Source organism: Geoglobus acetivorans (assembly GCF_000789255.1).
GTDB classification, from domain to species: domain Archaea; phylum Halobacteriota; class Archaeoglobi; order Archaeoglobales; family Archaeoglobaceae; genus Geoglobus; species Geoglobus acetivorans_B.
Map to the genome: position 1 here is coordinate 1,037,628 of NZ_CP009552.1, position 14,600 is coordinate 1,052,227.

The 14,600-nt window shown below is 48.6% G+C and carries 12 protein-coding genes; 6 read left to right on the top strand and 6 right to left on the bottom strand.

The window, feature by feature from the left end; all coding sequences use genetic code 11:
- Positions 1-26: 26 nt before the first annotated feature.
- Both GACE_RS06170 and gatE read right to left on the bottom strand, forming a co-directional pair.
- Positions 27-821 (bottom strand): 2-amino-3,7-dideoxy-D-threo-hept-6-ulosonate synthase, encoded by a 795-nt coding sequence (locus tag GACE_RS06170; protein ID WP_048092034.1) that lies wholly within the window; start codon positions 819-821, stop codon positions 27-29.
- A 107-nt stretch (positions 822-928) separates the two neighbouring features.
- On the bottom strand, positions 929-2,785 hold the full coding sequence (gatE, locus tag GACE_RS06175; RefSeq protein WP_048092037.1) for a Glu-tRNA(Gln) amidotransferase subunit GatE: 1,857 nt from the start codon (positions 2,783-2,785) through the stop codon (positions 929-931).
- Between the two features lie 50 nt (positions 2,786-2,835).
- Here gatE and GACE_RS06180 point away from each other — a divergent pair, with 50 nt between their 5' ends.
- The gene (locus GACE_RS06180; RefSeq protein WP_048092038.1) at positions 2,836-3,390 is read left to right on the top strand and encodes an alpha/beta hydrolase; all 555 of its coding nucleotides are present in this window, start codon (positions 2,836-2,838) and stop codon (positions 3,388-3,390) included.
- Here the strand turns inward: GACE_RS06180 and GACE_RS06185 are convergent.
- Genes GACE_RS06185 through GACE_RS06195 form a run of 3 tightly spaced genes read right to left on the bottom strand, consistent with a single transcriptional unit; the run spans position 3,374 to position 7,392 of the window.
- Complete coding sequence (locus GACE_RS06185) at positions 3,374-4,027, bottom strand: OB-fold nucleic acid binding domain-containing protein (protein WP_048092039.1); 654 nt, start codon at positions 4,025-4,027, stop codon at positions 3,374-3,376. The genes GACE_RS06180 and GACE_RS06185 overlap by 17 nt on opposite strands.
- Entirely contained in the window at positions 4,027-6,720 is a 2,694-nt protein-coding gene (locus GACE_RS06190) for a DEAD/DEAH box helicase (RefSeq protein WP_048092041.1), read from the bottom strand. The genes GACE_RS06185 and GACE_RS06190 overlap by 1 nt, the downstream gene beginning before the upstream one ends.
- Before the next feature lie 36 nt (positions 6,721-6,756).
- The gene (locus GACE_RS06195; RefSeq protein ID WP_048092042.1) at positions 6,757-7,392 is read right to left on the bottom strand and encodes a helix-turn-helix domain-containing protein; all 636 of its coding nucleotides are present in this window, start codon (positions 7,390-7,392) and stop codon (positions 6,757-6,759) included.
- A gap of 120 nt (positions 7,393-7,512) precedes the next feature.
- Between GACE_RS06195 and GACE_RS06200 the strand changes: the two genes are divergently transcribed.
- The 3 genes from GACE_RS06200 to GACE_RS06210 are packed head-to-tail and all read left to right on the top strand — an operon-like array spanning position 7,513 to position 9,987.
- On the top strand, positions 7,513-9,012 hold the full coding sequence (locus GACE_RS06200; protein ID WP_048092044.1) for a DUF2193 domain-containing protein: 1,500 nt from the start codon (positions 7,513-7,515) through the stop codon (positions 9,010-9,012).
- Between the two features lie 28 nt (positions 9,013-9,040).
- On the top strand, positions 9,041-9,250 hold the full coding sequence (locus GACE_RS06205) for a DUF2180 family protein (protein WP_048092046.1): 210 nt from the start codon (positions 9,041-9,043) through the stop codon (positions 9,248-9,250).
- Between the two features lie 2 nt (positions 9,251-9,252).
- Positions 9,253-9,987 (top strand): MIP/aquaporin family protein, encoded by a 735-nt coding sequence (locus GACE_RS06210; protein WP_048092048.1) that lies wholly within the window; start codon positions 9,253-9,255, stop codon positions 9,985-9,987.
- Between the two features lie 25 nt (positions 9,988-10,012).
- On the opposite strand, the gene GACE_RS06215 is transcribed toward GACE_RS06210, so the two are convergent.
- Positions 10,013-11,806: a sensor histidine kinase gene (locus GACE_RS06215; protein ID WP_158413821.1), complete on the bottom strand. Its 1,794-nt coding sequence runs from the start codon at positions 11,804-11,806 to the stop codon at positions 10,013-10,015.
- 107 nt (positions 11,807-11,913) lie between these two features.
- On the opposite strand from GACE_RS06215, the gene GACE_RS06220 reads away from it, so the two are divergent.
- On the top strand, positions 11,914-12,921 hold the full coding sequence (locus GACE_RS06220) for a 2-hydroxyacid dehydrogenase (protein ID WP_048092052.1): 1,008 nt from the start codon (positions 11,914-11,916) through the stop codon (positions 12,919-12,921).
- Positions 12,921-14,594, top strand: a complete 1,674-nt coding sequence (locus tag GACE_RS06225; protein ID WP_048092054.1) for a thiamine pyrophosphate-dependent enzyme — start codon at positions 12,921-12,923, stop codon at positions 14,592-14,594. The genes GACE_RS06220 and GACE_RS06225 overlap by 1 nt, the downstream gene beginning before the upstream one ends.
- Positions 14,595-14,600 lie beyond the last annotated feature (6 nt).

A 14,600-nucleotide genomic window follows, 5' to 3' on the forward strand; every position in this document is an offset into this window, starting at 1 on the left:
ACAGAGAGAAAGAGGGATTGATAAAATTAACCTTGCAGATGTTTTATCGCTTCTCTCCAGCCCATATTTTCATGAACGATTATTGAGATGGCTTCAGTCATCCTCCTTGGGTTTTCCGCCTGAAACACATTCCTGCCTATTGCCACACCTCTTGCCCCGGCATCCATCGCCATATCTATCATCTTCAGTATCTCCTCAGTCGAATTCATTTTTGGACCTCCTGCAACCACTACAGGCACTGGACTGCCTTCAACCACCTTCCTGAATGATTCCACACTGCCCGTAAAATTCGTTTTGATTATGTCGGCACCAAGTTCGGCCCCAACTCTGACTGCGAGAGACACGGTCTTTTCGTCAAACTGGTTTATTCCGTTACCTCGCGGGTACATCATCGCAAGCAGCGGCACACCCCACTCCCTGCAGTCCCTGCTTATTCTGCCAAGCTTCATGAGCTGTTCCGCCTCGGTGTTGCTCCCGATGTTGATGTGAACGCTCACCGCATCCGCTCCAAGCTTTATCGCCTCCTCTACGGTCGCCACAAGCACCTTTTCGTCAGGGTCCGGGGAAAGCATGGTTGATGCAGAAAGGTGAAGTATCAGACCAACATCCTTGCCGTACCCCCGGTGGCCCTCAGCCACAATGCCCTTATGAACAACAACAGCATTTGCCCCGCCCTCCGCCACCTCGTTTATCGTTTTCCGGAGATCAACAATGCCCTCAATTGGTCCCATGCTCACACCATGATCCAGAGGGACTATCACTGTATTTCCGCTGTCCCTGCTCATTATTCTCTCAATCCTGATCCGTTTCCCAATCTCCATGTCACCACCTTGTTAGTATGAGACACAGTAGCAATAATTTAAAAAAATTTCGGTTTGAGTTCAGGAGAGAGGATACTCAAGATCAGAAAAGGGAAAAACAACACAATCTATGAGCTATCCAGTGCCTGTTTTATTGCATTCCTGAGTTTCTCTGCAATGACCTTTCCATCAACCTTACCTCTGAATTCCTTCATCACAAGCCCCATAAGCGGTTTGAACGCATGTTCGCCCCTCTCCGCTATGAAATCCTTTTTTTCTTCCACAAGCCTTGCAATGAATCCGTCCAGATCTTCGGCAGGAGACAGTCTCGCAAGTATCTCATCCTCTCCAAGCTTTTCCTGGGTGAGGAGCCTGAGCACCTCCTCTGCTCCCTCCTTCGCAATCTTCCCGTCCCTGATCATGGAAAGTGTGAGTCTGAAATCATCCTCGTCCAGCCTTTCAACATCGTAACCATCTCTCCTGAGCTGAGACGGCAGGATGTGCAGAACCCTCGCAACAACGGTTGGCTCCATCTGCCCCGCAAATTCCTCGAAGATTTTCGCATTTGATGGTTCCGCCATGATAACCGCAAGGTCTTCCGGCAGAGCGTAATCCCGGACAAACCTCCCAGCCCTTTCTTCTATGAGTTCGGGAATCTCCACTGACCTCAGTTCTTCATCGATTAAAACTGGCGGCACATCCGTTTCAGGATACATTCTCGCTGATCCCGGGAGAGGCCGCATGTACGACGTGGTGCCATCCTCGTTTGCTCTTCTTGTTTCCTCGGGGACACCCACAAGACAGTACCTTGCCCGTTCGATGATTCTTTCGAGAGCGCTCCTGACATTCTCCCTCTCACCCGAAGCGATGATTACTGCATCGCTATCCTCGGCTCCAACCGTCTCCCTCAGCCTCGCAACCTCCTCCTCGCTTATACCATAGGCAGGAAGTTCATCAGTGTGGAATATGCCTCCAAGGCCAAAGGTTTTTGCAATGTCTGCAAATTCAGTGCCGAGCCTTCTTCCGGGCTGTATTTCCATACCAACAAGTCCAGCAAATCCTGAAAGCCTTATTGCCATTATTGACTTCGCTCTCCTCAAAATCTTGGATTTCGTGTCTGCAAAAACATCTTTAACGTCATATATCTCATCAAAAACCTTCGCACCCCTTTCCCTGAGCTCATCTCTTATTTTCAGAAGGTTCAGCTGTCTCTCCACCTCATACTCAACGATTTTGTCAAGAATGTCCAGATTCTGAACGCCCTTGATCTCAACCCTCGCACCATCCCTGATTGAAATGTTCACATCCTGTCTTATCGTGCCGAGACCTCTTTTAACCTTCCCCGTGCTTCTCAGAATCATTCCCAGCTTCCATGCAGCTTTCCTGGCGAGTTCAGGACTGTCGATGTCTGGCTCAGTCCCGATCTCGACAAGAGGTATGCCGAGTCTGTCCAGAGAGTACACGGTTTCACTGCCCCTCTCCTCCACCTTTCTGGCAGCCTCTTCCTCAATGCAGAGTGTTGCTATGCCTATTCTCTTACCGTCAACGTCAACGTGACCGCCGAAAGCGAGAAGGGCTGTGCGCTGGAACCCCGTCGTGTTGCTGCCGTCGATCACGATCTTCCTCATGACATGCAGTTCATCAACAAGCTCCATGTTCAGCATCCTTGCAATCTGAATCCCAATTTTTATCGCTTCTCTGTTTATTTCTCTCGGTGGCTCTTCATCCGCCTCAACAAGACATGTTGTATCGTAAAACTTGTAGATGAATTTCTTTCTCCTCATCACTTCCTCTCTCGCTGCTCTGTCCACATCTCCAAGCTCGCTCCGTTTTGACCTCAAAAATCTGATGAACTCAAAATTCGATTCCTCCACCTCTCTCAGCACGGTTGGACAGTTGCAGAAGAGTTTGTGCCTCGTGTCAAGCTGCTGGTGAATTTCAATCCCAACCCTGAGACCAATATCAGCGTAATTCATTGCTGGCATTTTTGGCAGGAGGGTATTAATTTTTAACTGATGACGTGGATAATGCAACCATGGAAATCATCCACGCTGGAATAAGGGCAAGCTACAGAGAAGCGGGAAATGATGCTGTGCTTCTCTGCCCTCCACATCCTTTAATGGGGGGCAACAGATTCGACATCCGTCTTGAAAGGGTCTCAAATGCCCTGAATGAGATTGGTATTTCCACGCTTTCATTTGACTATAAACAGCCATTCAGAATGGGCACAGGAGAGATAGAGGATGCAAAAATCATGCTTGATTATCTGAAGGAGAGACACAACAGCGTTTCGGTCTTCGGCTACTCTTTCGGATCCGTAGTTGCGAGCAACATTGCTGAGGAAACAAAAGCCCTGATACTGGTCTCACCTCTGAAAAAAATCAACAGCATATCACTCAGGGACAGCCCGGTCCCAAAGCTCATTGTTTATGCCGTAAGAGATGAATTTGTACCCTACAGTGAAAGCAGGAAGATAATCGAAATGATGAGCGGGCCAAAAAGGATTGTTGAGCTTGACACGGACCATTTTTACACGGGAACGATGGATCAGCTCGTGAACTCTGTCGTGGAGTTCATGAAAAGCGTCTGACGTCAATGTACGAATTCCTGCCAGCATGAATGTTCTTTTTTCCCCTGAATTCATTCACATAAGCATTGAAGATGATCACCTCATCACCCGGTGATAGAATCTCCGCAAACTCCACCTTGTCATCCCACAGAATGAGAGGCGTAAACTCTTTACCATCCGTTATCACGAACGAGGCGAGCTTCTTTCCATCTCTTGTCTTCCTTATCCCTTCTATTCCTGCAATACGTCCCCTCACATTCACGGTGCCATTCTCTATTTCGGACACGGTCTTTATCCGGCTCTCGTCAACCTCCACCCTGACAAGCTCAGCACTCCTGACGTGGTACCCGCTCTCGCCCCTTGACGCCTCAACCTCCACATCCATTCCCGGAAAGATGTCATTCAGTGCGACCTCATAGGCCTCGTCCCAGAAGTACACGTTCACATCGCCATCCTCGGTCTCCACCACAAGTCTGCAGTATCCCCTATCCCTGTAAATTCTCTTATCCTTGACGGGGCCCTTTACTCTGCCCTTGCGGGTGTCCGGTACGAACTTTCCGAGGCTGTATTCTGCAAGCAGTCTCGCAGTATCGTCATCGATAAGCTCTCCGAAATGCTCCTTAATTTCCCTCAGCCTTTCCTCGACATTCATACCCATCAGTCCCAGAATGCCCTTGATTTTATGTAATTCTTTTCCGCCTCAAGCAGAGCCTTAAGAAAGCTTTCCTCATCGGGATAAAAATTGAGCAAAACTCTGGTTGCAGTCTCAACCCCAATACCATACGTGTTCATGGCGTAAACGGCCTTCATGCCGTGCACCATTACAAGATTCGCTATTCTGTAAAGCTCACCCCTGTCAATTTTGCTCAGGTCCCTTCTTCCGTTCACAACCGCAACCATTCTCGATTTGCATCTGGGACACTGCAGGGAGTCGATCATCCTGACCTTCAGTGTTATCGTATAACCACAATTCAGGCAGTGAAAGTGGCAGTCCTCATTCTCTATCCTTTTCCTGAAAGTTTCAATGACGGCACGTATTGGTCTGGACGTGAAGAGAACGTCGAAACTCTGTTTTGATGATGCACTGCCAACAGGAGTGATTGTGTGATATGTTACAACCTCAAAATCATCAAAATTCGCAAGAATCTCATAAATCTTTTCGAAGTCGATTTTCTCGACGAGAATTTCTCTCATCGCCTCCCTGAATATAGGCGTCTCATAGAGCCTCTGAACCAGCTTTTTAACGTTGACTCTGTTCACCTCCACATCCTTGCTGAGATAGCCTGTTTTTCTCGCCACATTTATGATCTTCCAGTGAAACAGTCTGGTGTCTGCAAGGGAAAGCTCGAGAAGTTTCACCAGTTCATCCCTGTTCAGATTGCGCAGAGACTCGAGAGCGTTCAGAACGTCCTCACACGTGGCAGGGATGAGCCTTATTCTGTAGGGGTCTATCTCCACTCCAACGTTTCTGCCCTTCCTGTTTGAAATCAGCAGGGCAAGGACTCTTCCAAGCCCCTCATTCACCTTGTGACCAAAACAGGCGTTAAGGATTGCGGCATCATCACTGCACTCAATTACGAGCCGGGTATCTGTCGGCAGTCTGAAGCCCTTTTCAACGTGTTCTTTTATAATTCCCACAACGTATCTCGCACCATCCTCATTTATCCTGTAGTTTTCCATCAGGTATCTCACAGCCCTCTCCTCTCCCTCCCCCACCAGCAGATCCCCAATGATTCTCCTGACCCGCCCAACATCCTGGGCAACCTCATAGGGAACAGGTATTTCCTCTCCCGTCCACGAGGGTACTTCCGCATCAACACCCGCTGGCAAAACCCTGACAAACTCGTCAACGGATATTACTCTCCACACCTCGCCCCTCATTGCAAAAAGCTCACCCGAAAATGTCTGGAGGAAAGACTCATCAAGGACTCCTATGATTTTCCCGGTTGTGATCTCCTTTACGGGATAGTGCCGCTCATCAGGAATCATGGATATGTTGTCGTAAAAATACCTCCTCGTTCTCCTCCTTGCTCTCACCACGCCGTCACCATAAAACACAAGTCCCATTCCAGCCAGAAAATCCAGGAACTGGGTGAAAAACTCATAGTCGAGATTTCTGAATGGATATGCCCTTGTAATGATCTGATACAGCTTTACATCTTCAATTCTCCCATACTCCAGAGCAATGGCGGAAATCTGATTCGCAAGGGTGTCGAGACTGTTCTCATGCACATCCGTTTTTTCGACCTTCCTCTCCTCCGCCCTTCTCACAATCACAATGGACTCGAGGAGGTCGTCAAAGCTGCTGGCAATAATGTATCCCTTCGAAACCCTTTCAAGCCTGTGTCCCGCTCTTCCCACCCTCTGAATGAGCCTCTTAACTTCCCTCGGGCTGTTGTACTGAATAACACAGTCCACATGTCCAATATCGATTCCAAGCTCAAGAGATGAAGTGCATATCAGTGCCTTAACCTCACCCTCCATGAACTTCCTCTCGTTCTCGATCCTCACGTCCTTTGAAAGCGAACCGTGATGCACCTCTACATCCATAACCTTCTTAAGGTGTAGAGCGAGAGCCTCAGCGGTCTGCCTGGTGTTAACGAAAATAAGTGTGGAGCGATGACTTTCCGAAATCTCTTTTATTTTCATCAGTTCTGCGGAGAATCCGGCATCTCTTTCCAGCAGCTCTTCAGCCCCATTTTCACCGGCTTCAGCCTTCACAACGCTGAACTCATAGCGCTTCTGCCCGTAGAATTCAATCACATCCTCACAGCCGAAGTATTTCGCAATCGTTTCCCTGTCACCAACCGTGGCTGAAAGAGCAACAGTCTGAAAATTTGAGTATTCCCGCAGCCTTTCGAGTGCTACCGAGAGCTGGACTCCCCTCTCGCTGTCAGCAAACTCATGAACCTCATCAAGAACGACGAATTTTACGTTTTTCAGGGCTTTTCTCAGATTTTTTCCGAGAAACAGTAGCTGGAACGTCTCCGGCGTCGTTATGAGAATCTGGGGCGGCTTAAGAGACTGTCTTCGCCTCTCCCCCTCTCCAGTATCACCATGCCTTACGGCTATGCTTATTCCAAGCTCCTTTGCAATCTGTTCAATCCTCCTGAGCATGTCCCTGTTCAGAGCTCTGAGAGGAGTAATGTAAAGCAGGGCTATGCCCGGAAGATTTTCCTCATATATTTTCTCAATAAGGGGTATAACAGCAGCTTCAGTCTTTCCACTACCGGTTGGTGCAATAATCAGACAGCTTTTACCCCCAGTTATTTCAGAATAAGACATCCTCTGCAGTTCGTTCAGTTCCCTGATACCGAGCTTTTCAAGTACCTCTTTCAGCCTGCTGTTCATCCAGATTAACCGCTTGATGCTCAGAATTTTTAACGTTTACTCAGTCTCTGCAAAATACCTTGAAATTATCTTGCAAAGCCCTTCCTGGATGTGCTTGTGGACAGCACTTTTGGAGACGTTCAAGGCGGTGGCAATGTCCTCAAGGGTTACCTTCCGCTTTCTGTCGAAATATCCCATTTCGTACGCCGCCTTCAGCACTGCGTACTGCCTTTCAGTGAGAGTCTCACCCTTTTCACCGATTATGCTCCTCACCTCGAGGACCTCCCAGTTGCCGACCTTCCTCAGCTTTTCATAGGCATTTCTGAGAAACTTGAGTTCAGGAGCATAAACCGTGTAAAGTTTTGAACCGTTTTCAACGATGATTGGTGGCTTTATGAAGCAGTATGATTCCTCAAAGGCTTTAATGCCGGTTGTATCTCGTATAACCGCAAGGAAATCCAGGTTCGTCTTGGTCTTCTCAAGAATTTGAAAAAATCTCGTGCTGGGATGGTTTTCTATTGCATTGAAGCACTTGCTTGGATCTCCGTCCATTCTTGTTATCCTTCCGAGAAAAAGAGCTTCCTCGTCATTCAAAAGAATGTACTCAAGAAGTTCAATCGTTGCGTTACCCATTGTCGTGGCAACTGCGAGAGAACAGGTGTGCTGATTCACCCTGATTTTTGCGAGATACATGGTGTATATGTCAACTTAATCATATTTAACAATGAGCGTTGACATTTCCACGCACAAAGGGTAGATTTGTCAACCAGAGTATATATTTATCATTAATGATTATATTATTTCGGTGATTAGATGAAGGAAGTCATTGAGAAGATGGTCGAGGAGGCCATCGCCGCCCAGTGGGCGGATGTGAACGTGATTAAGGAGAAGAGAGGAGGAGAGTTTGTTATAGATGATGTAAAGCCGTATGTGGATGCGGTAAACAACATGAAGGCAGTTGGAAACCAGAGCAAGGCAGTAATAAGACTGCACGTGGACAGCGTGAATGCCCACTTCGAAATTTTGAGAAGTCTGACAAAGACCGTAAGGCCGGAAGACGACCCGTTCGTGGAGCATTACCAGACGCCGGCAATTCTTGAAATCCTGTACGAGGAAGATGAAAGTTTCAGAAAGAGTGTGGACAAGTTTATTGAGGCCATAGGGAAAGCCGAAGCCCTGATAGGGCTGGAGGTTGTCAGGAGATATGGCGGTTTCTACGGCCCCACCTGTGTTGTGGACTTTGCCCTCATACCGGGAAGCACAAGCAACATCGTGAACAGAATTTTAAAAACGGTTGACATACCGAAGGAGCATGCACAGGCAATCCTTGCCTCTAAGTCGTGGGGAATGAACACTTCCTACGGCTTTGGAGAGGTTTTTGCAAACGAGATTGAAAAGGGCGCAACACTGAGCGATGCTATAAAGAAGGAAATCGAGATGATCAAGCTCGTTTACGACCAGCCAATAGAAGCCCAGGCAAGGCTGATGGATGAGCACGGCCACGAGAGCTTCGACGTGAGGAAATACATGAGCGAATACAAGAACAGGATGAGAGGAGCGGTTAAGGAGGCAATGGATGACGGTGTGCATTACGGCAACATTGTAACCGTGCCGGCATACTGTGTTGGAGATGCCGCCCACCACATTGCCCAGTCAACATTCAACATGTGCAAGGATGACGTTGTCATGGCAGTCATCGAAGCTGTCAGCAATGTCATGGAATCGACTCTCAGGGCAAATCTCGACAGATTCACAAGCGAGTATCAGCCACTGACTCTGGCAACAGGCTCAACAGCAGTTGCAACAGAGTACATCTTAGAGCTTGACGGGTTCAACGCCCCGATGATCGTTGATCTGCTCACCAAGAGGTACCACAACTACGTCCAGCTTTATCCGACGAGGGGTGGTGCTGCCGAGCTGCACAACCACGACTTCATGGACATGATATACAGGGGATGGAAGTACCTCGACAAGGCAAGAAGAGACAGAAACGGCCTTTCAGACAAGCTCGTGCCAAAGGTCTCGGGCTTCGAAGTGAACCTCGACCCAATCCACGAGAATGAGGTCCTGATGAACCCGCAGCGCTATGCATATCCGGGATGTGCCATCAGCGTAAGGTTCTCGGCTCTGATGAGACTGGCAGACTATCCATGTCTGCTCACGAGCGAGCCAGTTACGGCAACCATGATGACCAACATCATCGCGCTGCACAAGGATACACCTGCATCACCGGCAAGAGTCTGTAAGGACTGTGCCACGGCAGCGCTTGTGGACTTCAGACACTCATATTGCCAGTGGAAAGAGGCTGTTTAACCCTTTCCCTTTTTTTGGGTGAGCGCTTATGAAATGTTATATTTGTAAAGAGCAGGGGAAAGATACCGAGGCTGTTGCGATCTGCATTGTCTGCGGAATGGGAGTCTGCATGGAGCATCTTGTGAGGAAGGACGTCGAGCTCTGGAAAGGAGATTACCCCTTCCCATCAAGAAAGCTGAAAAAGACCGTGCCGAGAATCCTGTGCTCCATCTGCAATGAAGCGTACGAGGAGGGCTGAGGATGACACTTGTAAAGAAATGCGTCTCCGAGCTCGTGGGAACTGCTCTGCTCGTTTATTTCGGTGCAGGTTCTGCAGTAATCACGCTCATGATCTCCAACAAAGCCCAGACACCAAACGAATTCAATATCGGCATTGGAGCTCTGGGTGGACTTGGGGACTGGCTCGCAATAGGAATGGCCTTCGCGCTGATAATATCTGCCGTCATATACTCACTTGGGAGGGTCAGTGGAGCCCACATCAACCCCGCCGTAACCATTGCGCTCTGGGCAACAAAGAGGTTTCCAACCTCTGAAGTCGCACCGTACATCGTTGCACAGCTGATTGGGGCGAGTCTTGGCAGCATTCTCTTCCTGGCAAGTGTCGGGAGCAACGCAGCGCTTATCGGAGGAATGGGTGCCACCGCACCATTTCCGGGAATAAGTTATGGGCAGGCCATCATTACAGAGGCGATCGGAACTTTTGTGCTGATGCTGGTCATAATGGGTGTCGCAGTTGATGAACGTGCCCCACCGGGGTTTGCAGGGCTTATAATCGGCCTTACAGTCGGAGGAATAATCATAACAATCGGAAACATCACAGGCTCATCACTGAACCCTGCAAGAACCTTCGGACCTTACCTCGTGGATTCGATGTATGGTATAAACCTCTGGCAGTACTTCCCGATATACATCATCGGCCCGATACTGGGGGCAGTTGCTGCAGCATTCCTTTACGACTATCTGGCAGGCAAGTAAAGGGCTCTTTTTAATTTTTTCAGCATCATTTTTTAATTCTGATGATGAACCTTGCCCCCTGCTCTGACCTCTCGATGGTAATCTCGCCATCGTACCTCGTGAGCATAAGCTTCACAATGTACAGTCCAAACCCACCTCCAGACGTGCTGAAACCTGGATCGAAGATTTTGTCCGCAATTTCATCAGGTATGCCCCTTCCATTATCATGATACTCGATTATGCAGTATTCCGGAGTCTCTTCAATCCGTATGTCCACTCTGGTAGCATTCCCGTGTTTTATGGAGTTCTGTATGAGGTTGTCAAACACGACCTCTATGCCACTATCAACACTAACCCTGCAATCGCCCTCCACGTTGATTTCAATTTCCGGATAAAGCCTGCCCACCTTCACCAGCACGTCTCTGAGGTTTACCTCTCGTTTCTCGCCCTCCTTGAGAACAGCTTCCAGAACTCTTGAAACATCCAGCACCTTTTTCAGCCTTTCGAGTGATGCTTCCAGCCTTAAGAGGTAATCTTTCTCTCCAGTCTCCTCATACATCTCGAGATAGATCAGTGCGGAGGTGAGGTGGTTTGCTATGTCGTGCCTGATTATGGAATTAACAAGCCTGACCCCATCCCCATACTCCTCAAGCCTCTTGGAATACTTGTACAGGTTTTCCTTCATTTCACCAATGGCCTCTGAAAGCAGCCTCGCTTCCCTGTAATCTCTTCTCGGTCCGATTTTCATTTCATACAGTCCTCTGGATATCAGCCTGGATTTCTGAATGAGGTCCTCAATTGGCCTTAAAATGAAGTTCGAGAGAACGAGCCCCAGTATGGCAAATATCCCCGCAATACCAACGGCACTTATCATCGCACCCCTGTAAGACTCATAGAGAAGCCCGGTAAGAACATCCGACTTCACGGCGCTGATAATGAGATAATCTCTCCCGTTCTTGAGTCTGGCCCACTTGTAATACCCGTAAAACTCAGTCTCGTTGCCATAAGAGAATTTAACGAAACCCTCTTTATCCCGAAAATCAGCGAGATTCAGCAGCGGACACACCGGACAGGATTCGTTAAACTCCCTGGACGGATCGACAGTATTCACAATGAACCTCGGTCCCAGGATTTCGCCCTCGGCGTTTTCATAATGCGGATCTACAATGAAGATATGCTCAGACCCGTTCATGTAAAGCTCCTTAATAATCGAAAAAGACTTTTCAAAGTTGTAATTTGCAATAAGCAGGCCCATTACCTGACCATCATAGTAGAGTGGCATTGTGTATCTTATAGCCGGTGTTTCCGTGTGTCTCGCAATGTTTATCGGAGATATGTAGATGTCGGAAACGTTGCCGGATATTGTCTCCTCAAACCACTTTTTATCGCCCTTGTAATCAAAAAAATCCTCTCGTTCGTAAACGGTCCCCGCAACCACGTAGCCATCCTTCCAGAAGATCCTCAGCATTTCAATGTCATCACTCGAATTGCCCACAGACAGGAAAAGTTCGATTAATCTGCGGTATTCAGAGCTGTTACTGAACTCGGAAGGATAGGGAGGACTCAAATTTCCGGACATTTTGGTTTTTGCGAACCTGTTGAAAAAAGAAGAGACTTCCCTATGTGATGCGACAAACATGAACTCCTTCTTCTGAGCATCTATTTTGCTGTTGAGAAGTTTCTCAATGGAGTTCACCTTAGTCTTCATTTTTTCTTCAATCTGAGTGCTGAAATGTGTGGTATAGGTGTCCAGATTGATGTAAGCGACGGTAATTGCAGCCGAAATTACGGAGGATATGAGAATGGCGGTGATCAAAAATGCGAGAGTAACTTTGTCCATTGAACTCAGATTTTTCAGTGAGCAAATAAATCTTTTTATTTCATGCTTCCTGAGGGAATGTTCAACAGAAGAAGGATATTTATACATGCAAATCATCAGCATTAATCATGACACAGGAAGAGTATGTTGTCGTTTCCATGAGCCCGCTGCCGGAGTCTTTTGTGGAGAGCCTTTTTGCACCCTTTAAAAGCCAGCTGAAAGGAGACCTGAAAATTATAGGGGTGTTCGGGAAACCGAGAGACGAGGTGCTTGAAATTCTTGAAAACGCAGATGTCGTGCTTGGGGACTACAGCTTCCAGATGAAGATTGACGAGGAGATGGTTGAACACATGAAAAAAGTCAGGCTGATTCAGCAGCCGAGCACGGGTTTTGACCACATAGACCTCGAGGCATGCAGAAAGCATGGCATTCCCGTCGCAAATGCAGGCGGAGCCAATACAGCAAGTGTTGCCGAGTGGTCAGTCATGGCGGCCCTCATGCTTATGAAGAGAATTCTCTACGCCCACGAAACAACGAAAAACTGGGAATGGGCACAGTGGAAGCTCATGGACATGGGCACATTTGACCTCTTAGGCAAAACATGGGGGATTATCGGTTTCGGACGGATTGGGAGGGAGACTGCCAGAAGGGCAAGAGCTTTCGGCGCGAGAATAGTATATCACGACAAATTCAGAAATGAACAGGCCGAGAGTGAGCTTGAGGCCGAGTTCTCAGACCTCGGAAAGCTTTTGAGGATGAGCGACGTCATTTCAATCCACGTCCCCCTGACCCCCGAAACAAAGGAAATGATCGGCCAGAAGGAGCTTAGAATGATGAAGCCAACGGCCATTTTCATAAATCCATCGAGAGGCGAGCTTGTGGATGAAGAAGCTCTTGCCAGAGCATTGAAGGAGAAGTGGATCATGGGCGCTGCGATTGACGTGTATTCCAAAGAGCCTCCCGACAGGGACCATCCTCTGCTTAAACTTGCGAAGGAGGCGAAGGTTAACCTGCTCCTGACACCGCACATAGCCGGAGCAAATGCTGATGCACGAGCGAGAATCATTCAGCACAGCGTTCAGAACATACTGAGGGTGCTTGCCGGTGGTCAGCCCGAGTCAGTCGTGAACATGTGATGGATATGAAGACGGTTGCAGAGTTTCTCGCAGAGGCACTTATAGCGGCAGGAGTGGAAAGGGCCTACGGCATCGTCGGGACTTCGGTCCTGGATTTTTATGACGCTCTATCCTCCCATTCCGGTAAACTTGAGGTTATAACGGTAAGGCACGAGCAGACAGCAGTCTCTGCGGCTGATGCAGAGTTCAGGAGTTCCGGAAAGCTTTCCTGTGCGATAGTGCATGCCGGTCCCGGATTCCTCAATTCTGCAATTTCTCTGGGCATAGCGATGAAGGACAGGGTTCCTCTCCTCCTGATTTCCGGAGGTGTAAAGAGGAGGCTCAGGGGAACAGATGCGTGGCTTGAGGTCGAGCAGAAGAGCGTTGCAGATGGTCTGGTTAAGGTTTACGAAGTTGTAGACGACGAAAATGACCTTCCTGAGGTATTTTCAAAGGTTTATGAAAGCATGCTTACCTGGCCGTACGGGCCGGGAGTAATAGAAATCCCGGAAGACCTGTGGGATGCCGAGCTATCGTCAGTCGAACATGTTGAACCACCTCAGTTCCAGGTTCCCAAAGAGGCTCCGGAAACACATGACCTAATTGAAAAAATGAGGAATGCAAAGCAGCCTGCAATCCTTGCATGTGGGGAGCTTGTCAGAAGACCCGACTACAATCCCGAGAGCCTGAAGGTTCTGAGTGAGAGATTATCAGCGTACGTGATAACATCGGGGAATGGCAGGGGTGCAATTCCGGAAGATGATGCGATGTGTGCCGGGAGGGTGGGATTTGGAGGAGGATCGCTAACAGCTGACAGGATACTGGAAGACTGTGATTTTCTGCTTGTACTGGGCAACGAGCTTGATGATGTAACAACGTACGGCTACACCCTACTGCCTCGAGGAGATGTTGTTGTCGTCTCCGAGGATCCTTCGGCAGATGTGCGACCCCTGTATTACACCCGGATAAGAGCCGACCCGGCCCACGTTCTCAACGAGCTTGCCAGGAAAGCCCTGAATGCAGAAACAGCAGACAGAGAGGAGTGGGTAAAAAGGGTCAGGTCCTACACAGAAATGTGGAATTCAACACTTTCGAGCTTCAGTTCCAAGGAAACAAAGCTTGTAAACCCGGCAAGATTCTTCGATGTTCTCAACGAAAAACTCGGCAGAGAGAGGATTGTTGTGGGTGGCCAGGGGACACACGTCATATTCGCCAACAACAATCTGAAGGTCTTCAGCCCCGGCACATACCTTGCAGCCACGAACCTCGGAGCCATGAGCTATGCACTTCCTGCCGGCATAGGTGCCAAAAAGGCAAATCCCGAAAGAGATGTCGTGGTCGTTGCTGGTGACGGAGAGATAATGATGACCATTCAGGAGCTTGAGACTGTGAAAAGAGAGAACCTGAACCTGAAAATCGTGATAGTCAACGATAACTCGTACAGAGTGCTTTACATAAAGCAGCTACTTCAAAAGCAGGGAAGAGTCTTCCAGACCATCCTGGAAAACCCTGACTTCGTCATGCTTTCAGAGTCGTTCGGAATTCCGGCGATGAAGGTCGACAGCAACGACCAGATCGAGGAGGGGGTAGAGTTTATAATCCGGGATGGACCAAGGCTGGTCGAACTGGTCATAGACAGGGACGAGATTCCTCCCCTCAACCTGAATGCAACGCTGAAGATGGGGTCAGTCTGACACACT

Excerpts from the sequence above, each read along its gene's own strand:
- GACE_RS06225 (WP_048092054.1), top strand. The coding sequence starts at position 12,921 with ATGGATATGAAGACGGTTGCAGAGTTTCTCGCAGAGGCACTTATAGCG.
- GACE_RS06200 (WP_048092044.1), top strand. The coding sequence starts at position 7,513 with ATGAAGGAAGTCATTGAGAAGATGGTCGAGGAGGCCATCGCCGCCCAG.
- GACE_RS06195 (WP_048092042.1), bottom strand. The coding sequence starts at position 7,392 with ATGTATCTCGCAAAAATCAGGGTGAATCAGCACACCTGTTCTCTCGCA.
- GACE_RS06185 (WP_048092039.1), bottom strand. The coding sequence starts at position 4,027 with ATGGGTATGAATGTCGAGGAAAGGCTGAGGGAAATTAAGGAGCATTTC.
- GACE_RS06220 (WP_048092052.1), top strand. The coding sequence starts at position 11,914 with ATGACACAGGAAGAGTATGTTGTCGTTTCCATGAGCCCGCTGCCGGAG.
- GACE_RS06170 (WP_048092034.1), bottom strand. The coding sequence starts at position 821 with ATGGAGATTGGGAAACGGATCAGGATTGAGAGAATAATGAGCAGGGAC.
- gatE (WP_048092037.1), bottom strand. The coding sequence starts at position 2,785 with ATGCCAGCAATGAATTACGCTGATATTGGTCTCAGGGTTGGGATTGAA.
- GACE_RS06215 (WP_158413821.1), bottom strand. The coding sequence starts at position 11,806 with ATGGACAAAGTTACTCTCGCATTTTTGATCACCGCCATTCTCATATCC.
- GACE_RS06210 (WP_048092048.1), top strand. The coding sequence starts at position 9,253 with ATGACACTTGTAAAGAAATGCGTCTCCGAGCTCGTGGGAACTGCTCTG.
- GACE_RS06190 (WP_048092041.1), bottom strand. The coding sequence starts at position 6,720 with ATGAACAGCAGGCTGAAAGAGGTACTTGAAAAGCTCGGTATCAGGGAA.
- GACE_RS06205 (WP_048092046.1), top strand. The coding sequence starts at position 9,041 with ATGAAATGTTATATTTGTAAAGAGCAGGGGAAAGATACCGAGGCTGTT.
- GACE_RS06180 (WP_048092038.1), top strand. The coding sequence starts at position 2,836 with ATGGAAATCATCCACGCTGGAATAAGGGCAAGCTACAGAGAAGCGGGA.